The sequence below is a fragment of the Symmachiella dynata genome, assembly GCF_007747995.1.
In the GTDB taxonomy this organism is placed as follows: domain Bacteria; phylum Planctomycetota; class Planctomycetia; order Planctomycetales; family Planctomycetaceae; genus Symmachiella; species Symmachiella dynata.
Genome location: NZ_CP036276.1, coordinates 935,818 through 955,965, shown reverse-complemented (window position 1 = coordinate 955,965; position 20,148 = coordinate 935,818). Strand labels below are relative to the sequence as shown.

Sequence of the window (20,148 nt, the reverse complement as noted above, 5' to 3'; positions counted from 1 at the left end):
CTCGATGTTTTGTGAGAGAAAATCGTTACCTAGTGGAACCAGCGACGATGGGACGACACCGATTCAGGCTGCCAACCACCGTGGGTTGCAAACCAAGTTCTCGACCAGCCTACCGGGCGACGATCAACGTTGCAAACCGCCGGGGAGAATTTGCCCTTTCCGCGACCAGGGGAAATTGGTAGACGTGCGTGTCTGGCAACGGTCCGGTCACGGATTTATCGTGCCGAGCAGCATTTTCAAAGTGATGAAGACGAGAATGGATTACCAAGGGAAACGTGTCACCGTCATGGGGTTGGGTGGTTTTGGTGGCGGAGTCGGTGCGGTCCAATTTTTGGCCGCCCAGGGCGCCCAGGTGACCATTGCCGACCTCCGCAGCGAAACGGAGCTGGCTGAGTCGCTCGCGGCGATTCGTGATCTGCCGATATCCGCTGTCCATCTGGGTGAACATCGCGCCGCTGACTTTTCAAACGCCGAAATGATCGTGGCCAGTCCGGCGGTCCCGCGCACGAATCGTTTTCTCGAGATCGGCCGTGACGCCGGTGCCGTAGTCACCAGCGAAATGAATCTGTTTTGGAAACACAATCGCGGCAAGGTCGTTGCCGTCACCGGCTCCAACGGCAAGTCGACAACCGCTGCGCTGATTCACGCCCTCCTCACCGCTGCCGGACGTCGCTGTCATTTAGGGGGCAATATCGGTCATAGCCTATTGCCGCTTGTTTCTGAGATCGCCGGCGACGACATAGTCGTCCTGGAGCTCAGCAGTTTTCAGTTGGAAGACTTGGCGCCGTTGCATCCGCAACCCGACGTCGCTGTTGTGACAAATTTTACTCCCAACCACCTCGACCGGCATGGCACGTTAGAGGCTTACCGCCACGCCAAACAAAACATCGTTGCCTGGCAACGCAGCGATCAGTTGGCGATTCTCAATGCCGACGACTCCGACGTTATGCAGTGGCCAACGCCTGCGCGGCGGTTGATTGTTTCCGCGCAGCCACACGACAAACCCGGCATCTATCGCGAGGGCGACGACGCGGTCTATTTTGACGGCTGCGCCGCACAACGTTTTCCGCTCGCTCAATGGTTGCCGTTGCCGGGAGCCCATAATTTTCAAAATGCACTGGCGGCTGCAGGTTGTGCGATATCGCTGGGTGCGACGCTCACCGCAGTGGAAGCGGGGTTGAAATCGTTCCAAGCCTTGCCGCACCGTTTGCAATTGGTCGCGGAGATCGACGGCCGACAGTTTTATGACGATTCGATTGCCACGACCCCCGAATCGGTGGCTGCCGCTTTGCAGGCCTTCACCGCTCCGATCATTCTGTTGGCCGGCGGGTACGACAAGGGGATTGACCTGACGGATTTCGCGCGGCTCATCGGCACGCGCTGCAAGGCAATCGCGCTGCTGGGGCAAACAGGTGAGCAATTACAGACCTGCCTGCAAGCCGAAGGATCCGCAGCCGATTTCCAGCGCTTTGGCAACTTGGAGGAGGCAGTGCGGTGGTGTCACGCGCGGGCTACTCAGGGTGATGTTGTGTTACTATCGCCCGGTTGTGCCAGTTATGACTGGTTTCGCGATTTCCGCGAACGCGGGAACGCCTTCACATCCCTAGTCAACAATCATTCAGGCTGCAAAGCCGGATAAATTTTGTAAAAAACAGCTTGCCACAGACAAGGGTTTTTGACGCGGTCTGGGCACAATGTTAGGCTGTAGTTTCGAGCGCTTCCTCGTATGTTTCAGCGTACAAACCATCCCCTGCACTCCCATTGCGCTCTCCCATTGAATCCACGACTATGTTTAAGCCGCGACAATTTTTCAGTCACGTTGCGTTCGCCATCCTCGCAAGCTGCTTGGTGCCCTGTGTCACGCGCGCCGCGGAGCCGTTGGCGGTCATTGGCACGAACGAACCGGTTGGCTGCCTAGAATCGCCTGAACCGAATCAGACCAAGCGGCTGATCATTGACGAATCGGGCACCTACGAAAACCAACTGATCGACGGCGAATGGTACGACGGGAACCTCGTTAAAATTCGCGCGGACAATGTGATCTTGCGGCATTGCGAGATTCGGAATTCTCGCAGCAACGGAATTTTTGTGAGCGGCAAAAACGTCACGATCGAATCATGCAAAATCCACCATTGCTTAGCAGGCAGCTTTTTGAGGCAACAAGACGCGCATGGAATTACCGGCAGTCCGCGAAACCTGACGATTCGCAACTGCGAAATTTACTATGTCTCCGGCGACGCCGTACAGTTCGACCCCGATCGCAATAAGTGGGATGACGTCACTATCGAGAACTGTACATTTTGGACCGGCCCCCTCAAAGAAGCAGCGGCTGACTTTCTAGCCGGCGAACGTCCCGGCGAAAATGCGATCGACACCAAATGCGCCGATAACCAGCCTCGCGCGCATCTGGATGTGAAAAACAGCCTGTTCTACGGTTGGGGAAGCGGCCAAATCAAAAATCAATCCGCTCTAAACCTCAAGGAACATATCAACGCCACCGTTGAGAACTGCGTGTTTCGCGACAACGACATTTGCTTTCGCCTGCGTGGCTCGGAAAAAAACACCTTGGTCTCCGTCAGCGACTGTGCCGTCTACAATTCCAAAATCGTGTTTCGCCTGGAAGATCAAATTCGCGACCTCGTGATCAACGGCTTGGCGATCGGCGATGGCGTGGGTAAGGAATTCGAGAAGGTCAATATGCGTGGGAGAAGCTATCGCAACATCAACCAAGGATATGCTCCGCCTTACGAACGCGCGCTACGGTTTGGCTTGAAACAGGCGGCGGCTCCGCAAGAACCAACCGAATCGTCCTCCGTACCGGAACCGACCACGAACGAAACCGGTCAGCGTCCATTAAGATCCTACTTGCCGGGTGGATCGTGGCGCACGGTCTTGGCAGTCGCCATTGTCCTGCTCATGCCCTTTCTGGGCATCGCGTTCTACGTGATTGCCTCAGGACGGCGTAAGGTTTTTAAGCAGGTCCTGGGAGAGGCGTTTCAGCGCATGTTCTCGCGGCAGTGAAACGACGTGCGAACTTGCTCCCCGCAACTGTTAATGCCGGAAATGTCGGCAGCCGGTGAAGATCATCGTCATGCCATGTTCGTTGCAAGCCGCAATGACTTCGTCGTCCCGCCGCGAACCGCCCGGTTGAATCACCGCAGTGATCCCCGCCTTGGCTGCCTCGTCGACTCCATCACGGAAGGGGAAAAACGCGTCGGAAGCGACCACGCCCCCCACGGCACGCCCTTCGGATTTGTGGGCGGCAATGAACGCCGAATCCAACCGGCTCATTTGCCCGGCTCCCACACCGACGACCGCTCCTTGTTTGGCGAATACGATGGCGTTGGATTTAACGTGCTTGCAAATCTTCCAAGCGAAATCGAGTGTCGTCCGCTCCTCGTCCGTCGGTTGCCGCTCGGTGACGACCTGCCACTGGGCGGGATCTTCCGGACGATCATCGCGGGTCTGCACCAAAACTCCCCCGCCGACCGTGCGCGTGGCGAAACTCTCCGGCCGTTGCTCTGCCAAGGCGGGACAACTCATCAACCGCACGTTCGCTTTCCATTTGGGACGCGTGGTGAGCGCCTCGAATGCATCGTCGTCGAAACCAGGAGCAATGATCGCTTCCACAAATTTCCCCGGATCGCACATCTGCTCCGCCGTCGCCAAATCGACCGGACGATTGAAACCGATGATCGAGCCGAACGCGCTAATCGGGTCGCCCGCATAGGCCGCTTCAAACGCCGCCGCCAAGCTGTCGCCAATGGCTGCGCCGCAAGGATTGTTGTGTTTGAGGACCACTGCCGCCGGGGTGGTGAACTCGCGGACCAATTCCAACGCCGCATCGAGATCCAACAGGTTGTTGTACGAAAGTTCCTTGCCGTGCAATTGCTGGGTCGCCGCCAATGTGGATTCACCGGCGCGGGGTTCGACGTAAAACGCCGCCTGTTGATGCGGGTTCTCACCGTACCGCAACGTCGCCCGCCGCTCGTAGTCGAGCGACAAAGTCTGTGGAAAGGTTTCTGCATCCTCGTCACTCTCGGCCGTGACACCCGCCATGTAGTTGGCGATGGCTCGGTCATAGCGGGCCGTCATTTCAAACGCCGCCGCTGCCAACTTCCGCCGCAACTCTTCAGACAGCGGACCAGCTTTGAGAGCGGACAAGACCGAATTGTATTGAGCGGCACTCGTCACGACCCCCACGTAGGCGTGATTCTTGGCCGATGACCGAATCATGCTCGGGCCGCCGATGTCGATCTGCTCGATGGCTTCGGCAACGGTCACTCCCTCGCGGGCAACGGTCTCTTCAAAGGGATACAAATTGCAGACGACCAACTCAAACGGAATAATCCCATGCTCCGCCATCGCCGCTTGGTCGTCAGCCAAATCGGGCCGTCCCAAAATCGCCCCGTGCACCTTGGGGTGCAGCGTCTTCACGCGGCCGTTCATGATCTCGGGGAATTTCGTGTACTCCGAAATATCCATCACCGGCACCCCCGCATCGTGCAGCGTGCGCCGCGTGCCACCGGTCGAGATGATCTCGAAACCGAGTTCCACCAATCCGGAAATAAAAGGGACCAGATCGGTCTTATCGCTGACACTGACTAACGCGCGACGGGGGGCGGACATTGGAACGGTTCCTGAGACTTAGATAACGACTGAAACATGGTGCGGAAGCGGAGACGCAACCAAACGGAGCCGATCGTATCGCACGACCCTAGTGGCGTCAAATGCACGCTATGATGCTGGAACCAGTTTCAAAACCCGGTTGCGCCTGTTCAGGAATCTAATATACCAGTGTTTGCGTGACGCGCCAGAGGGTTTTGAAACTACTTGTAAATATCTAGTTACGACAGCGATACATTCAGCATTCAGTCGTCATGATTCGGGGTGCCACTGGCGGCTTGCCCGCCAGTGCGCACGTGGAACGACGTCCCTGGACAAGGAAAACTCAGCCTGGTACGGCACTGGCGGACAAGCCGCCAGTGGCACCCGCGCGAACGGTTGATGGGCAGCGTGCCGTCTCACTTCGCCGCCTGCAAGGTGCTACGTTTCTCAGCGATCAGTGCAAGCAGCGCCTTCTGCGGGTCGGCAAATTTGGCCAAGCCCTCTTCCATCAACGTCTCTTCCATCTTCGTGAAGTCAACCTTGGCGTCGATGTCGTCGAGGACCTCTTGTGGCGGCAGTTGGTCGACCGCGCGCTCGAATGTTAAGCCGTCGATTTTTTGGATCGCATCGTTCGTGGCCGGCGGATTGGTTTGGATGTCTGAACCTGCCAAAGCGGCGACGTATTTTTGCGGGGGATCGTTGGGGTTCTTCGTGCCGGTGCTGGCGAAGATGATCTCTTGATCCAGCGGCAATTTTTTGTCCGCCCAGAATGCTTGGTTGTCCTGCCACAACCGTTGGGCATTAACGATCCCCACCATGCCTTGGGCCGCTTCGCTCAACTCGGCAACGTGCTTGGCCGTGTAGACATCGATGCGGCTGACGAAAATGCTATAGACCGATTTGAAGTTGTCCAGCGAATCGCGTCGCTGTGCTCCCCGCCAGACGGCGTCACGAGCCGCTTGATATTGCCGCTCGCTAAAGATCAACGTGACATTCACGGTGATCCCCGCAGCGACGAGTTCTTCCAGTGCCGCCAATCCCCCCGGCGTGGCAGGGACTTTGATCATGCGGTTGCTTTGACCTGCCGCCCATTTCTTGCCGAGTTCAATATACTCCGCCGCTCGTTCTTCGGTCGACAGTTTGCACTCGACGTCTTCCAACAACGGGTCCAACTCGAAGCTGACGTAGCCGTCATTGCCGCGGGTTTTCTCATGCACATCCGAAAAGACTTCTTGCGCTTCTTTGACCAGCAGATTCGTCACCTGCCAAGCCACCGTTTCGTCGTCGAATCCCTCATCCATCAGCGTGGCCAACCGGTCGTCAAAGCGGCCTGTTTTGATCAAGTCGCCCACGATGATCGGATTCGAAGTCGCTCCCGTCGCACCTTGTGCGCGATTCGTGGCTACGAGATCCGGATCGATACTATCGAGCCAAAGTTTGGTTCCGCTGGCAATGAGTGATTCCAAGGGGGTCGTCATGATCGATCTCCGGAAGCCTAAAGTTGTGTATGCTGGACGACTGAAATGTCGCTGCGAATTGACTTGGACACGGATGAAACAGAGCAAATCTCCGTGTGCTCCGTACTGCCATTATTAACGTGTCTGCGACCGAAGTATAGCGGTTGAGTTTCCCCAAGAAAAGTAGCCCTGTTGAACGATGATGGGCGGAACGGTTAAAATAACGTGAACTGCTAGCTAAGCTCGATTCATCCGCTCGCAGTTTTTCTCCCACCCAAAAAAGTTCAAGGGATTGCCATGCGAAGTTGGATTTTGATTGTCGCGACCTTGGTTGTCTTGGTTACAGCGGAAACCACATCGGCGGGCAAGTACAATCCGGAACGCAACATTGGTGACCCTGCCCCGGTCTGGAAAGATCTGCCCGGGACCGACGGCAATACACATTCACTCGCCGACTTGAAGGACAAAGAGGCCATCGTCGTGGTGGTGACCTGCAATACTTGTCCCTATGCGGTTGAGTATGAAGACCGCATCATCGAGTTCGCCAAGAAACACGCCGGCGAGAAATCCAAAATCGCCGTCGTCGCCTTGAGCGTGAACACCCGCGAAGAAGCGGATCTGCTACCGGCGATGAAGGAGCGGGCTAAAGAAAAAAAGTTTCCCTTCGCCTATCTGTTCGACGCATCGCAAAAAATCGGCCGCGAGTTCGGCGCGACCCGCACCCCGGAATTCTTCGTGCTCGATAAACAGCGGAAGATCATCTACATGGGAGCGATGGACGATTCCACCGACCCCAAAAAGGTGACGAAAAACTACGTCGAATTGGCGGTCCAAGCGGCACTAGCCGGCAAGAAACCAGAAACGGAAGAAACCGTCGCCATCGGTTGCGGCGTACGCTACGAACGCAAGAGTCGCGCCCGCCGTCGGAGGAAGACGAAGTGATCGTTTACCACCAGCCACCGACGGTCTGACACTGATCGCCAAACGAACCAGTAGGTCATGCTGTGCATGACGTAGTTTGGGAGAGCGTGAATCGTTCGAGATTCGTCATGCACAGCATGACCTACGCTTTACCGGACAAGCCAGCAGTGGCAACCCGATCAGAGGTCGATGGGATCGCCGTTAGACGGCACGCAGTACGGCGGCGGCGCATTGGCCGACGTCGGTGCGGTTGACGGTCATCGCGGCTGAACTGCGGGATCGCATCGGGCTGCCGTGAATCACATTGAGGCGGCAGTTCGGATCGGGCGTTTCGTAGTTGAGCGTCATCGGGATTTGCTGATGTCGCAAGGCCAGCACGGTGCCGGCCAATTCGACGGCTCCTGAACCGGCATCGAAATTGCCGAAATAGCTCTTCATCGCTGTCACCGGAACCCGTTCAGCAGCGGTCCCCATCGAACGGTGATAGGCTCGTGCTTCGACCAAGTCGTCCCGCTGCGTGCTTTTGCCATGGGCGTTGATGTGGCCTAATTCATCGGGTCGCAACTGCGCCTGTTGCAGTGCTTTTTGGATGGCTCGCACCAGTCCCGTTCCGCCGGCTCCGTTGGCATAGCCGGTGCCGTCGCAACCGGCGCCCAAGCCAATGACTTCGGCGTAAATATCGGCACCGCGGGCAACGGCATGTTCGTAGAGCTCGACAACAAAAGTAGCGGCTCCCTCGCCCACAATACTGCCGTCACGATTCATGTCGAACGGCCGGCAGGCTCGCTTAGGATCTTCGCCGTTGTGCGACAAACTGTCCATCAAATTCATCCGGGCAATATCGACAGGATCGACGTTGGAGCTGCACGCTCCGACGATCATGGCGTCGGCGGCGCCGCGTTGAATCGTGCGTGTCGCTTCGGCCAATGCCAACAATGCTGAGGCATCGCGGCTGGTGATTGTGTTGTTGGGGCCGCGTGCATCGAACTCGATCGAGACATGACAAGCGGGCATGTTCGGCAGTTGTTTGAGCAGCCACAACGGGGCAATCTTGCCCATGCTGCCTTCGCCCCACCGCGTGTATTCAAAGGCTTCTTGAGCGTCGGCACAGTCGCTGGCTGCTTGGGCCAATTCTTGGGGTGTGGAGGAGATCCGGCCAGCGCCGAACTCGACACCCAGGCGGTCGGGGTCGACATCGCCGCGGCTGAGACCGGCATCTTCCATCGCCAGATTGGCTGAGGAGACGCCCAGCTGTATGTCGCGGGACATCACTTTGAGCATTTTCCGTTGCCGCAAATAGCCCATCGCGTCAAAGTCCTGCACCTCGGCAGCGAATTTGCACGGCAAATCGGAACGGACAAAAGCTTCCATGAAATCGATACCCGATCGACCGGAAGAGAGATTGCGCCAGAACGCATCGTTTCCGATACCGACCGGTGAAACAACACCCACACCCGTGATTACAACACGGGGGCTAGTTTCAGCCATCATAGCTTGACCCACAATCAATGAGGCTCGTCCGCAGCTTTCCTGCAACCGGACGCCAATTTCGTTCACTAATCCCCTGCGTGTCCCTTACAGAGGCCGTCCAAACTGTTTTTGGAGCGTACGCAACTCAATCGCGTGCCACTATTATCGACATGTTCACGAACCGTTGCTTAACCAGAAGTCCATTCGGTCCGATTGCATCGACATAGCAGCAATTCCTTGCACCTGCACGCTACGGATCTCTCAAGGAGAACGGATCTCTAGAGAGAGAACCTTCGGTTTATCGCACAAAATCGTGCGAGAATCCGACCGCGACAGGCAGTCATACTTGTAGAGTGTCACCCAGCAAGACACATGTGAGAGCCTCTGCAACGAGACCCTCAGCGTTTTGCTTGCCCAACAAAATCCAGCAATCCAAGGGGTCCCACCCCCGCAGAAAACTAAGATTCACTCAATATCAGGCGTAAGTATTACACCTTCCGAATGGACGAATGTCAAGAACAATTGACAGAATGCGTGCACGACTAGCAAACTTCCCAGACCGAAATCCGCTTTACGAAGCCCTGGCAATCCAAGTCGCCCCCGTTAGCAAGACTGGCCCGGGCAAAGTCCAACGTAAACCCATCAAAAAAGTGTTCGCATGTACATATATTGTCCCCCAGGCAACAAAACAATAACTCAAAACGGTGCCCCAGGCACCGTTCTCCTGCGTTGGTTCCCCTCCGGATCGGTTTCGGTCATAACAGGCATCTTAATAAACGGACATCCATTGGCCCCAAGGATCAGATGAAATGCCGGAGCTGCCGGAAGTAGAGACCATGGTGCGGGGGATTCGCCCCAGCGTCGAAGGACGTGTGATTACCGCCATGAAAAAGTGCCGCTGCCCCTGCAAGCCGATCACGATGAACCCCACTTGGCCGCGGATCACCAAACGGGTCTTGGGGCAGAAGGTGGTTGAAGTGACCCGCATCGCCAAGCGGGCGGTGTTCCAATTGTCCAGTGGCGATGCCATTGTGATTGAGCCGCGGATGACCGGGCTACTACTGCTCAACGATCCTCCCGACCGTGGACACTTGCGCGTGCGTTGGGATTTTGAGCATCCTGGGGGTGACTCGTCACTCTGGTTTTGGGACCGTCGCGGCTTAGGGACCCTCTCGTTGTACTCAGCTGCGGAATTGACTCAGCGGCTGGCCCCGCCGCATCTGGGCGTCGATGCGCTGAAGATCACGCAGCGGCAATGGAAAGTCGTCTGTGGAAAGACCAAGCGGGCGATCAAAGTTGCCTTACTGGACCAGAAGTTCGTCGCCGGGATTGGCAATTTGTACGCCAGCGAGATTTTGCATCGCGCAGGCATTCATCCCCAGCAGCCGGCCGATGAACTCACGCAGCCTCAAATCCAGCGCATGGCGACCGCTACACGAACCGTGCTCCGCACAGCAATCGAGCATGAAGGCTCGACGCTCTCCGATGGCACCTACCGCAATGCACTCAATCAAAACGGTTCGTATCAAAACTCGCATCAGGTCTATCAACGAGCGGAAGAATTCTGCCCCAAATGCCGCGAAACACCGGTGCAGCGGATCGTGCAGGCGCAGCGCTCCACGTTTTTCTGCCCGGTATGCCAACCGCTCCGTTAACGACAATTGCGGCTCAGCAGGAGCTTCGCCCTCCCGGGACACATAAACACGAGTTGCAAATACTAAAACGCGTCGCACTCTTTCCAAAGGCGTTCGAATTCTTTTTCGAACGGGACCAGCAGGGCGCGATCGTCGGTGATGATGTAATTTTCCTCGTTGTACTGTGCAGCGGAGCGGGTCCAGTTGTAACTACCGGTCAGTAATTGTTTGCGGTCGAACAGAGCGAACTTGTGGTGCATGTGATTCGATGTCCGATCGATTTTGACCGGCACCCCCGCTTTGGCCAAACGTTCGGTGTCGGAGCCGGTATCGAATGCTTTGTCGTTGTCGGTGATGATCCGCAATTTCAAGCCCCGCTTGTGAACGGCGAGGATTTCGTTTGTGATGCGATCGTCGGTGATCGTAAACACGCAAACATCCGCGCGGGACCGCGCTGCCCGAAACAGGCCGTTGATTTTTTGCCAACAATGATCGCCGGGACTAAAGCAAGTATCGGTGTTGCCTTCCGGGGATTCCTCAGCAGAGCGGCGCAGGACTTTGGTGACTTCCTCTAACCAATCGAGTGTCAAATCGGCATTCGCCGGTACGGTCGATTGTCGCGCGATATCGAAGGCCAAGCTGTGGCAGCGTGCCAAGCGATGTTTATCGAGGTCGATGTGCGTCAATCGCTTAGCCAGTTCCCGTTTCTCCGCCCGAGACATCCGATAATCCTCGAGCGTCTCGGTGAGGTATTCCGCGAGTTGTTCGTCGTGCATAGTCTGACCTAGCTCTGGTGTGATTTCGGTTGCATCTGTGCCAAGTTCTCCGGACGCGGCAATTGCATTTCGAGTACCGCCAGCGCCAGCACCTTGCCTTGGCTGTCGATCCGCAACGAACGACTCGCGCCACCGTCGAGAATGCTGGGTAAAACAAAATTGTAGGCCCGGATCCCGGGCAGCGAGTAACGTTGGACGCCTTGTGGATGCAATTCGTGCAGATGTTTAGTTAGACGTTCGGATGTGAGTTCTTGCTCCAGGAACGCATATCCGGCGGCGGTATAGGCGATCACGCCGACGTTGGCGCCGGTCCCTTTATCGCCCGAGCGGGCGTGTGCGATTTCTTTGAGGGATATTGTGTTGTTCATCGTGTCCAATCTCCAGCGGCGCGGACTTCGACCTGCGGGGTGACGCGCGTCTGGGCGATCAACGTTGGCCAATAGGCCATCACCGGATACGGCTTGGGACGCGGACCGGTGTACCCTGTCACACCAGGGGGACCGGCCGTGACGAGCGGAGCAAATTCGCGGAGAAATCGTTCCAGGTTGGGCTTTGACGGATCGTGCGCCGTGACACGCAGCACGACCTCCCACGGCTCCGGTCGATCGGGCCACCCGCCCGGGACGCTGTCGCCGCCGCCGAGTGTTTCGATGTTTGTCCGCTGCAAATGCACCCCGGCGCGGGCCACACGGTCGAGGATGATTTGTCCGCACGCACGCGCCTTGGCGATGGCGCCGCGTCCACAAATCACCAAACTCCCGGTCGCCATATATCCATCGCGATAGGCCAACGAAACCTTAAAGTTCTCCGGTGCAGGTCCGCCCTGCGCCCCGGCAACAGCAACGCGGTCCTCGCCGATTTGTGTGAGTGTCACCTGCGAAAAATCAGCATCGACGTCGGGGGTCAGGTAGTGCGCCGGATCGCCGATTTCGTACACCAGTTGCTCCGCCACGGTGGCGACGGTGACCGCCCCCTCAGTCCCAGAAGGTTTGGTGATTACGACATCGCCGCCGTCAGAGATTTCCGCAATCGGGTAACCGACGTTCGCCAGCGCGAGCGGCGCGCCGTGGCGATCCCACTCCGAAAACATACCGCCGGTTGCCTGCGCGCCGCACTCGATCAGATGCCCCGCAACCGTGGCCGCCGCCAAGGAATTCCAATCGGTCCAGTCCCAGCCGAATTCATGCACGGCCGGCCCGACGGTCAGTGACGCATCGGCCACGCGACCGGTGACGACGATTCTCGCCTCCTGTCGAAGCGCCTGGACAATTCCCGCTGCGCCGAGATACGCATTGGCGCTGGCGATTTGCGGACGGATTTGATCCAGCGCCTCGCCGGTCTCTAGGTTCTGAAACGGCTCACCGGCGGCGAGGTACGTATCGAGTTGCGGCAACAGATCATCGCCCGCCACAGCGGCGACGCGCACGTCGTTCATGCCCGCTTTTTGGAGAATTCCCGAGACGGCGGCGGCACAGGCAGAGGGGTGCATGCCGCCGGCGTTGGTGACGATTTTTAGATTCGGTTGCGCGCGCAACTGGGGAATCAGACTTTCCACCACGGTGGGAAAATCGCTGACGAAACCGGCATTGTGATCTCGCGACTTGAGATGTGCCAAAATGGAGAGCGTGAGTTCCGCCAAGTATTCCAGCGTGAGGTAATCCAGCTGCCCGGATTCGCACAGCAGCCGCGGCGCGTCGAGATTGTCGCCCCAAAAGCCAGCGGCATTGCCCACTCGAATGCTTGTCATGATCGATTCCGCCGCCGCTTTTTATCGAATTTGGTCACGATTTCATGTTCCGTCAGTGTGCCAGTGTCTGTCCATCATTCAGCAAAATGTGTCTCGCACTGGCTAAGCCAATGGCACCCTGATGCATTGCCAACGTCGCTGCCAGCCGCCCCAGGATCACTCATCGTTGGGCGACTGTTTGGGGGGAATGACCGTCGTATCCGGCTGTGGTTTATTGCCGGTTTTTAGATAGAACAGGTCGTCACCCCGCGAAGCTTCGGGGAGCGGTGCGCGGGATTTTCGGCGGACGCGGTGCCCCCACAGAATTACGACCAATAACAGCCCCAGCCCGGTGATTGTGATGCCGAGCAGGACCATCACTCCCACCGTAAAGGTGAGCTGCCGCTTCTCCTCTAGGTTCGCAGGATCGACCTCACGAAGGCCTTGTGTGGCGGGCGTGTCTGCCGGGACTGTCGTTGGCTTGTCCTGTGCGGACAGTGATCCGGGAACTACCGACAGTCCGCAAATGAAAACGATAAAACACCGTTGTGCGGCGGTCATATTTCCGGTCTGCCTTTCCAGGGTCATGTCAGCGTCGGCCGTTTGGCAATCGGTGTCTGATCGCGCAATTGAAACCAATCCTACGAGCCTACCAACTATGGGAGCGATTACCAGAGGTTTTCGCGGGGATTGGTTTTTTCGTAGTCGGCGAATTGCCGCATCAACTGATCGGCCTTGGATCCGAGATTTTGCGGGGCGATGATTTTCAAAGTGACGAACTGATCGCCGCGGACTTTGGTCTTGCGGTCGGGCACACCTTTTTCGCGGAGCCGCAATTTCGTGCCGCTTGAGGAACCGGCCGGGACAGTCAGAAGCACGTTGCCGTCATTCAGGGTGGGAACATCCACCTTGGCCCCCAAGACCGCCTCGGAAACTGTGATGGGGACCTCCACCAGAATATTGTTTCCATCCCGTTTAAAATAGGGGTGGGGTGCGACACGAATGGTGACCAGCAGGTCGCCGTTCTGACCGCCGCCGGAGCCGGGGCTGCCTTCGCCGGCGAGCCGGATGACGCTGCCGTTGTCGACGCCGGCGGGAATCTTGATGTTCAGGCGTTCCGGCTTGCCGTCACGGCTCAGTTCCAGACGATGCTCGCCCCCTTCGGCGGCAACATGAAAGGGGATATCGATTTCCAGGCGGTGATCCTGGCCTTTTGTTGCCCGCTGGCGGCGGCCGCGCGGGCCGGTTTGGCGTCCAAATGGGCTGCCACCCCCGCCGAACATGCCCCCCAGGTCGACTTGTCCCCCGAAGAGGTCGCCCAGGTCCAGATCACTGAATCCGCCCGGCCCACCGGAGCCTTCTTTCCAGCTATAGCTATACCCCGGCTGCGGACCTTGGCCTCCCTTAAAAGCGGTGCCGTAACGGTCGTATTGTTCGCGTTTGTCAGAATCGTTGAGAACGTCGTACGCTTCTTGGATTTCGTTGAATTTTTGTTGGGCGACCGCATCATCCGGGTTCAAATCGGGATGATACTTGCGTGCCATCTTCTTGTACGCCTTACGGATCTCGTCCGCCGAGGCTTCGCGGGAAATCTCCAAGGTTTTGTAATAATCGACGGACATGGACAGGAACGCTCAAACGGGGGGATCGTGAATCTATAGTGCCGGTCACCGGTTTTTCTGCAAGCCATTTGTAATCCCCTGCACCCTTAGCGTCAATCATCTGAGGTTTGCGCAGGTGAAAACGCTATTTTATGGAACAGACACGTGAATTTATAGCGGATTGCGGAATTGTAACGGGTTGCATTGTGCGATCCGCCGCATACGATTGACGGCAGGCGGGGTGATGCGTACCGTCAAACCATTCTGCACCGCAGCTCTGCCGATCTCTTCCTACGAATTCCACTGAGCACGAAATTTGATGACTCCATTGCTCCACTTTTCGCTCCGGAATTTGTTGACCCGCCCGTTGCGGACACTGTTGTCGTTGATCGGACTGACCGTGGCGATTGCTGCTATGGTCGGGCTGTTTTCCGTGGCCAACGGCCTGGATCGCATGATCCACGACACCTTCGAACGCATTCCCGGCTTGATCGCCGTGCAGCCCGGAGCGCCGATTCCGTTGTTTTCCAAACTCCCCTCTGCCTGGGGAGCGGACATTGCCGACACGCCCGGGGTGGGGGTCGTGAATGCCGAAGTCTGGAACCGAGCGCAAATCATCGAAGGCAAACAGGTCTTCAGCCCGCCGCGGTTTCTCTTCGGAACCGATATCGCCACCCGAACACAGTTGCGGCACGGTGTCTATCGCGATGCCCTCGAAGAGGGGCGGTTTTTAACGCCGTCCGATAACGGCACGCTCAACACGGTCATCAGCCGCAGCATCGCCGAGGAGTTCGACAAGCAGTTGGGAGACACGCTCCGGGTCGATGGAAACAATTTGACCATCGTGGGGATTTATGATTGCAACTCGTTGTTCCTGGATGTGACGATCATTTTAGATGTCGATGCCGTGCGGCGAATCTCGCGGACCGGGCAGGATACCGTTTCGGCCTACTATGTCGAATTGGCTGAAGGAGCCAACAGCGAAGCGGTCATCGCCGCCGTTCAGGATCGGTTTCGCGGTCGCAAGTTGGATGCCGTCGACCCGAATAGCCTGTTGAACATGGCCATGGGCGCGCAGCCGACCACTGCAGTGAATGGGCAAGGCGGAGCTTTGGCACAATGGCTCAATAGGTTGTTTACGCCCCCCGCAACAACCAACGGCGAGTCGGTTGCTCCACAAGAACCGTCGAGCGAGGTTGCTCTGTCTCAAGAAAACGAAACCGACGACGGGACCGTCGATCCTGCGGAAGAATTGCCTTTGGAAATCCGCAGCGTCGAAGATTGGACCAATGACTTCGAAAAGTTCAGTGCGGACCTCGACATTTTTTTAGTCATCATGACAGGCATTGGCATTACGATCGCCGTGGTGAGTATTCTGAATACGATGCTGATGAGCGTCACTGAGCGTTCGATTGAGTTTGGAATCCTCAAGGCGAACGGTTGGTCCCGGCGGGACATCTTGCTGTTGATTGGATTGGAAAGCGGAATCTTGGGTGTCACCGGCGGCGTAATCGGCGCAGCCATCGGCTGGGTGGCGACGCTGGTGATTAATTATTACTGGGCGGAGCGCGTCTATCTCTACGCCGGTCCGGGTTTGCTGTCGGCAAGCGTCGCGTTCAGTACTCTCTTGGGCATCGCCGGCGGCCTGTACCCCGCCTACTTGGCTGCACGAATGACCCCCATGGAGGCCATCCGCCGCGGCTGATTGAAGCGGCGCGAATTTTTTAATCACCACGGAGGCACGGAGGCTTTAGACCATAGGCTTTAGACCATAGGCTTTAGGATTGGGTAGCCAATGCATTTCCTACAGTCTACGGTCTATAGCCTAAGGCCTATTTAACACCCATGGTGAAAAAGTACGCGACGAAATCTGTGTTTAATCTGTGTTCAATCTGTGGCTATTTGCACCGGGACGTGAAAGAATATGATTGAAATTCGGGACGTCCGGCAAGATTACCTGGCGGGTGAAACTGTGGTGCATGCGCTGCGTGGGGTGTCGTGTGATATTCCCGCGGGGGCGTTTACGTTCATCGTGGGGCCGTCGGGTAGCGGCAAGAGCAGTTTGTTGTATTTGCTCGGTGCGTTGGATGAACCGGCGTCGGGTGAGATTTCTGTGAATGGACGGGCATTGTCGGCACTCTCCGCGCGGCAGCGGAATGCCTTTCGCCGAGATGACGTGGGATTCATTTTCCAAAACTTCAATCTGCTCAACAACCTGAATGCGGTCGACAACGTACTGGTTCCTTTTTTACCGGGAGGCATCTCCGCCCAGCGGCGCGAGGAGGCGGTGCGATTGCTCAAACGGGTGGGCTTGGGTGATCGTTTGGAACATCGCCCGAATCAACTTTCGGGAGGAGAACAACAACGCGTAGCCATCGCCCGCGCACTGCTCAAACGGCCGCTGTTGGTCTTAGCCGATGAGCCGACGGGAGAATTGGACAGCGACAGCGGCGCGGAGATTTATCGTCACCTCCGCGAATTGTGCAGCGAACAACAGTCGACGATCGTGATCGTTACGCACGATCGCAGTTTCATCGACCCCGCCGACTTGGTGCTGACGATTCGCGACGGTCAAATCCACAACGCGTGATCCCCCGTAATTTGCCCACTCAATCGTGGCCAACGCCATCTCGATTGTGGTAAGCTCAACCGGTAACGCTGCCTACTTTATTGTCTGGCCACTGACCACCGGCCACGAGCCACTCACCCACAAATGCCCATCACCCGCCGTTACACATTCCGCAAGCCACAACATTTGCGAAGTTCCTCAGACTTCACACGGGTGTACGATCTCAAGCAGCGTGCGGGAGATAACCACTTGTTAATCTTTGCCGCTGCCAACGACGTGGGACAGACCCGCATCGGGCTGAGTGTCTCCAAGAAACATGGCAATGCTGTCCGACGGTCGCGGATCAAACGCTTGCTGCGTGAGGCATTTCGGTTGAATCAACATGATTTGCCCACTGGAATGGACTTGATTCTGATTCCCCGGCAAGGGGCCAAGAGCACACTGGCGGACTATGGCGGGTCGTTACGACGGATTGCTCAGCGGTTGGCAAAACGGATCACAACATAAAGCTCCGCGCGGTTCTGTTCAGGTTTCCCAAACTTATCAGTTGATATGGGCAGAGTTGGAATTGGCAGACAACAGCAAACAAAGCCGGTTCTGGAAACTGGTGTTGGAATTGCCCGGCCGGGGCCTGATCGGCGTGGTACGGCTGTATCAAATGACGCTCAGCCCGCTACTCGGTCAAACGTGCCGCTTTCACCCCTCGTGCAGTCAATACATGATTGAGGCGATACGAAAATACGGTTTGATCGTTGGTGCCTGGAAAGGAATCAAACGCATCGCCCGCTGCCATCCCTTCCACCCCGGCGGCTACGACCCGCCGTAATCGGTGTTTCAGTGGCCAGATACACTCAGCCAGGAGCGAATTTTGCAGCTCCAGATTCCGCATTAAAAACGCATGGAATCGCCGGGAATGCCCAATCGCGTGCAGCAGAAATTGACGGCAGGTTCTACAGCCCTATAATTGAAGGGTCCGCTGCGGCACCGCGCAACGGGTGTGGGATTCAGGATGCGAAAGCATTTGTGACGATTGCCGACGGTGGATAATCGATAACATCTCGTGGAAAACGGAATGTGTGGCTATGGAACAAATGTGCATTGACCGGGAACGCCGCCGGCGGGCGGCGTGGCTGCTTGGCGCTTTCGCGGCGTTTCTCCCCATTTCAGCGGCGCTGGGTGATGCGGATGTCGACCAAGCCAAACCGCAAGCCGCCGCCATCGGACAATTCATTACGCTGGACGGGACCATCGACGATGCGGCAATCGGCCGCGTCAAACGGATGGGCTTGGCGCTACAAAACCGCGCGCAACAAGAAGGCCGCAAAGGCGTCTTGGTGCTGGAAATCACCAAAGGGACCAGCCAATTTCACAACGTGCAAGGGTTGGCCAATTTTCTCTCCAAAGACCTGCCCGGGCTGCGCAAAGTCGCCTGGATTCCGCAGGACGTCTCCGGAAACAACGTCGTCGCCGCATTGGCCTGCAACGACATTGTGATGCACCCCGATGCTGCGTTGGGAAATATCGGCTTGGGCAAACCGCTCGATCCGGATGAACAAAATTTCGTCGTGAATCTGGTCAATCGCCGGCACAACAACAAGCTCAGTTCGGCGCTGGCAATGGGGATGACCGACCCACAGGTCGAAGTCATCCAAGTGCAGATTCAATCCGGCGAGCCACCCAACGACGCCACCGAAACGCGGTTGGTGTTGCCCGGTGAATTCGAACGTTTACAACGTGTCGAGCGGGTGGCGATCCCTCAACACGAAACAGTCAAAAATCCCGGTCGAGCCGGAACCTTCACCGGCAGCCAGGCAGCCCACGGCGGGTATTTGGTTTCGGCCGTGGCACAGGACAAATCGGATGTGGCCGAATTATACGGCCTACCCCGCCAAGCCATGCGGGAAGACCCCGCCGGCGGCGATGCCCCTATTGTGCGGGTGATTCGCATCGACGACGTCATTGAATCGGTCCTGCAAGGTTTTGTGGTGCGTCACGTCGAGCAAGCGGTCGCGGAAGGGGCAAATCTGATCATTTTTGAAATTGATTCGCCGGGCGGTGTTCTACTTGCGGGCCAGGAAATTGCCCACACGATTGCAGATTTAGACAGCCAAAAGGTTCGGACCATCGCATACATTCCCCACGAAGCCATTAGCGCAGCGGCTTTGATATCGTTGGGTTGCGACGAAATCTATATGCATCCGGATGCGAAGATCGGTGATATTGGTGTAATTGCGCAGCAAGGCCCCAATGCAGAATTTCAATTCATTCCGGAAAAACTCTTAACCGTTTTGAAAGAAGACGCCAAGGACCTCGCCCGGAAGAAGAATCGGCCCGAAGCGTTGGCCTTATCCATGATCATCAAAGAAACGGAAGTTTATCAGGTCAAACACCGCGACACGGGCCGCGTGTGGTATATGACCGAAGATGAAATTCATGCCAAAGGGGACGAATGGATCAAGGGTGCTATCGTTCCTGAAACCCGCAACAATATGTTTTTGACCATCAGTGGCGAACGCGCCGAGGAATTGTTGATCGCCGAAGCGCCGGTGGCCGATCAGGAAGAGTTGCGCGAACGGCTTTCGATTCCGCCGGAGGTTTCGTTACAGGCGGTCGGTCGGACGTGGGTCGACTCGTTGGTGTTTGTGCTCAACGAGCCAGGTGTCAAGTTGCTGCTGATCGTGCTGGGTATTATCGGTGTCTACATCGAATTGCATGTTCCCAGCGGACTGTTTGGTATCGGCGCGGGAGTTTGTTTTGCATTGTTTTTCTGGGCCAGTTATCTGGGCGGCACCGCCGGTTGGTTGGAGGTCGTGCTCTTCTTGTGCGGAATCATCTGCATCGGGATCGAGTTGTTTGTGATCCCCGGCTTGACGGTCTTTGGCGTTTCCGGCGGACTGTTGATGATCGCCTCGCTGATTTTAGCCAGCCAGACATTTGTCATTCCGCAATCCTCGATGGATTACAAAATCCTGGAACGCTCCGTGATCTCGCTAGCAGGTGCTATTGTTGGCGTGGTGGTCATTGCTGCGGTACTGAATCGATTTTTGCCCAAAATGCCGCTGTTCGATCAATTGGTCCTCACGCCCCCCGGTGCTGAACATGCCGGGCAACCGCAATTGGCACCGGATCTTGTTGGTGCTGGGACAGCACGATTGGTGGGCCGCACTGGGGTCGCGACGACTGTTCTGCGGCCGGCGGGCAAAGCGAAAATTGATGATGATCTCATCGACGTCGTCAGCGATGGACCTTTCATCGACGCCGGCAGCGACATCGAAGTCGTCTCCGCCGAAGGAAATTACATTATCGTGCGGCGCGTCTAAACAGGGCCATGACCGCTGCATTCAAACCGGTTGTGGGAATCCCCTGACCATTTCAGAAATGACCTC

17 protein-coding genes are annotated in these 20,148 nt (G+C 56.9%); 9 read left to right on the top strand and 8 right to left on the bottom strand.

From position 1 onward, the window contains the following. The first annotated feature begins 4 nt into the window (after positions 1 to 4). A complete protein-coding gene (gene murD / locus Mal52_RS03680) occupies positions 5 to 1,639 on the top strand; it encodes a UDP-N-acetylmuramoyl-L-alanine--D-glutamate ligase (protein WP_197534639.1) in 1,635 nt (544 codons plus the stop codon). A 209-nt stretch (positions 1,640 to 1,848) separates the two neighbouring features. Next, a complete protein-coding gene (locus Mal52_RS03675) occupies positions 1,849 to 3,021 on the top strand; it encodes a right-handed parallel beta-helix repeat-containing protein (RefSeq protein WP_197534638.1) in 1,173 nt (390 codons plus the stop codon). 30 nt (positions 3,022 to 3,051) lie between these two features. Here Mal52_RS03675 and purH read toward each other — a convergent pair whose 3' ends face one another. Then, on the bottom strand, positions 3,052 to 4,629 hold the full coding sequence (gene purH / locus Mal52_RS03670; RefSeq protein WP_145374374.1) for a bifunctional phosphoribosylaminoimidazolecarboxamide formyltransferase/IMP cyclohydrolase: 1,578 nt from the start codon (positions 4,627 to 4,629) through the stop codon (positions 3,052 to 3,054). 395 nt (positions 4,630 to 5,024) lie between these two features. Next, positions 5,025 to 6,086, bottom strand: coding sequence for a transaldolase family protein (locus tag Mal52_RS03665; protein WP_145374373.1), 1,062 nt, complete (start codon positions 6,084 to 6,086; stop codon positions 5,025 to 5,027). 276 nt (positions 6,087 to 6,362) lie between these two features. Here Mal52_RS03665 and Mal52_RS03660 point away from each other — a divergent pair, with 276 nt between their 5' ends. Continuing rightward, positions 6,363 to 7,007 carry a thioredoxin family protein gene (locus tag Mal52_RS03660; RefSeq protein WP_145374372.1) on the top strand — a complete coding sequence of 215 codons (645 nt, stop codon included), beginning with the start codon at positions 6,363 to 6,365 and terminating at the stop codon, positions 7,005 to 7,007. A gap of 180 nt (positions 7,008 to 7,187) precedes the next feature. On the opposite strand, the gene Mal52_RS03655 is transcribed toward Mal52_RS03660, so the two are convergent. After that, a complete protein-coding gene (locus Mal52_RS03655) occupies positions 7,188 to 8,474 on the bottom strand; it encodes a beta-ketoacyl-[acyl-carrier-protein] synthase family protein (protein WP_231962680.1) in 1,287 nt (428 codons plus the stop codon). Between the two features lie 791 nt (positions 8,475 to 9,265). On the opposite strand from Mal52_RS03655, the gene mutM reads away from it, so the two are divergent. Then, positions 9,266 to 10,111, top strand: a complete 846-nt coding sequence (gene mutM / locus Mal52_RS03650; protein WP_145374370.1) for a bifunctional DNA-formamidopyrimidine glycosylase/DNA-(apurinic or apyrimidinic site) lyase — start codon at positions 9,266 to 9,268, stop codon at positions 10,109 to 10,111. 62 nt (positions 10,112 to 10,173) lie between these two features. Here mutM and Mal52_RS03645 read toward each other — a convergent pair whose 3' ends face one another. From Mal52_RS03645 to Mal52_RS03625, 5 genes are all read right to left on the bottom strand, one after another. Next, a complete protein-coding gene (locus tag Mal52_RS03645; RefSeq protein ID WP_145374369.1) occupies positions 10,174 to 10,866 on the bottom strand; it encodes a phospholipase D-like domain-containing protein in 693 nt (230 codons plus the stop codon). 8 nt (positions 10,867 to 10,874) lie between these two features. After that, on the bottom strand, positions 10,875 to 11,234 hold the full coding sequence (locus Mal52_RS03640) for an AtuA-related protein (RefSeq protein WP_145374368.1): 360 nt from the start codon (positions 11,232 to 11,234) through the stop codon (positions 10,875 to 10,877). After that, positions 11,231 to 12,613, bottom strand: a complete 1,383-nt coding sequence (locus tag Mal52_RS03635; protein WP_145374367.1) for an acyclic terpene utilization AtuA family protein — start codon at positions 12,611 to 12,613, stop codon at positions 11,231 to 11,233. The genes Mal52_RS03640 and Mal52_RS03635 overlap by 4 nt, the downstream gene beginning before the upstream one ends. A 156-nt stretch (positions 12,614 to 12,769) precedes the next feature. Further along, positions 12,770 to 13,153, bottom strand: coding sequence for a hypothetical protein (locus Mal52_RS03630; RefSeq protein ID WP_145374366.1), 384 nt, complete (start codon positions 13,151 to 13,153; stop codon positions 12,770 to 12,772). 107 nt (positions 13,154 to 13,260) lie between these two features. Then, entirely contained in the window at positions 13,261 to 14,214 is a 954-nt protein-coding gene (locus Mal52_RS03625) for a DnaJ C-terminal domain-containing protein (protein WP_145374365.1), read from the bottom strand. A 298-nt stretch (positions 14,215 to 14,512) separates the two neighbouring features. Between Mal52_RS03625 and Mal52_RS03620 the strand changes: the two genes are divergently transcribed. The 5 genes from Mal52_RS03620 (at position 14,513) to Mal52_RS03600 (ending at position 20,082) form a co-directional block, all read left to right on the top strand. Next, positions 14,513 to 15,898, top strand: a complete 1,386-nt coding sequence (locus tag Mal52_RS03620; RefSeq protein WP_231962518.1) for an ABC transporter permease — start codon at positions 14,513 to 14,515, stop codon at positions 15,896 to 15,898. 219 nt (positions 15,899 to 16,117) lie between these two features. Then, entirely contained in the window at positions 16,118 to 16,783 is a 666-nt protein-coding gene (locus tag Mal52_RS03615; RefSeq protein WP_145374364.1) for an ABC transporter ATP-binding protein, read from the top strand. Between the two features lie 123 nt (positions 16,784 to 16,906). Continuing rightward, the gene (rnpA, locus tag Mal52_RS03610) at positions 16,907 to 17,269 is read left to right on the top strand and encodes a ribonuclease P protein component (protein ID WP_145374363.1); all 363 of its coding nucleotides are present in this window, start codon (positions 16,907 to 16,909) and stop codon (positions 17,267 to 17,269) included. A 103-nt stretch (positions 17,270 to 17,372) separates the two neighbouring features. Further along, complete coding sequence (gene yidD, locus Mal52_RS03605) at positions 17,373 to 17,588, top strand: membrane protein insertion efficiency factor YidD (protein WP_420824945.1); 216 nt, start codon at positions 17,373 to 17,375, stop codon at positions 17,586 to 17,588. 256 nt (positions 17,589 to 17,844) lie between these two features. Further along, positions 17,845 to 20,082, top strand: coding sequence for an NfeD family protein (locus Mal52_RS03600; RefSeq protein ID WP_145374361.1), 2,238 nt, complete (start codon positions 17,845 to 17,847; stop codon positions 20,080 to 20,082). Positions 20,083 to 20,148 lie beyond the last annotated feature (66 nt).

Coding starts and splice junctions, on each gene's coding strand:
- Mal52_RS03600 (WP_145374361.1), top strand. CDS start 17,845: ATGGAACAAATGTGCATTGACCGGGAACGCCGCCGGCGGGCGGCGTGG.
- Mal52_RS03625 (WP_145374365.1), bottom strand. CDS start 14,214: ATGTCCGTCGATTATTACAAAACCTTGGAGATTTCCCGCGAAGCCTCG.
- Mal52_RS03635 (WP_145374367.1), bottom strand. CDS start 12,613: ATGACAAGCATTCGAGTGGGCAATGCCGCTGGCTTTTGGGGCGACAAT.
- purH (WP_145374374.1), bottom strand. CDS start 4,629: ATGTCCGCCCCCCGTCGCGCGTTAGTCAGTGTCAGCGATAAGACCGAT.
- Mal52_RS03645 (WP_145374369.1), bottom strand. CDS start 10,866: ATGCACGACGAACAACTCGCGGAATACCTCACCGAGACGCTCGAGGAT.
- Mal52_RS03660 (WP_145374372.1), top strand. CDS start 6,363: ATGCGAAGTTGGATTTTGATTGTCGCGACCTTGGTTGTCTTGGTTACA.
- Mal52_RS03655 (WP_231962680.1), bottom strand. CDS start 8,474: ATGGCTGAAACTAGCCCCCGTGTTGTAATCACGGGTGTGGGTGTTGTT.
- Mal52_RS03630 (WP_145374366.1), bottom strand. CDS start 13,153: ATGACCGCCGCACAACGGTGTTTTATCGTTTTCATTTGCGGACTGTCG.
- Mal52_RS03615 (WP_145374364.1), top strand. CDS start 16,118: ATGATTGAAATTCGGGACGTCCGGCAAGATTACCTGGCGGGTGAAACT.
- mutM (WP_145374370.1), top strand. CDS start 9,266: ATGCCGGAGCTGCCGGAAGTAGAGACCATGGTGCGGGGGATTCGCCCC.
- murD (WP_197534639.1), top strand. CDS start 5: ATGTTTTGTGAGAGAAAATCGTTACCTAGTGGAACCAGCGACGATGGG.
- rnpA (WP_145374363.1), top strand. CDS start 16,907: ATGCCCATCACCCGCCGTTACACATTCCGCAAGCCACAACATTTGCGA.
- Mal52_RS03665 (WP_145374373.1), bottom strand. CDS start 6,086: ATGACGACCCCCTTGGAATCACTCATTGCCAGCGGAACCAAACTTTGG.
- Mal52_RS03640 (WP_145374368.1), bottom strand. CDS start 11,234: ATGAACAACACAATATCCCTCAAAGAAATCGCACACGCCCGCTCGGGC.
- Mal52_RS03620 (WP_231962518.1), top strand. CDS start 14,513: ATGACTCCATTGCTCCACTTTTCGCTCCGGAATTTGTTGACCCGCCCG.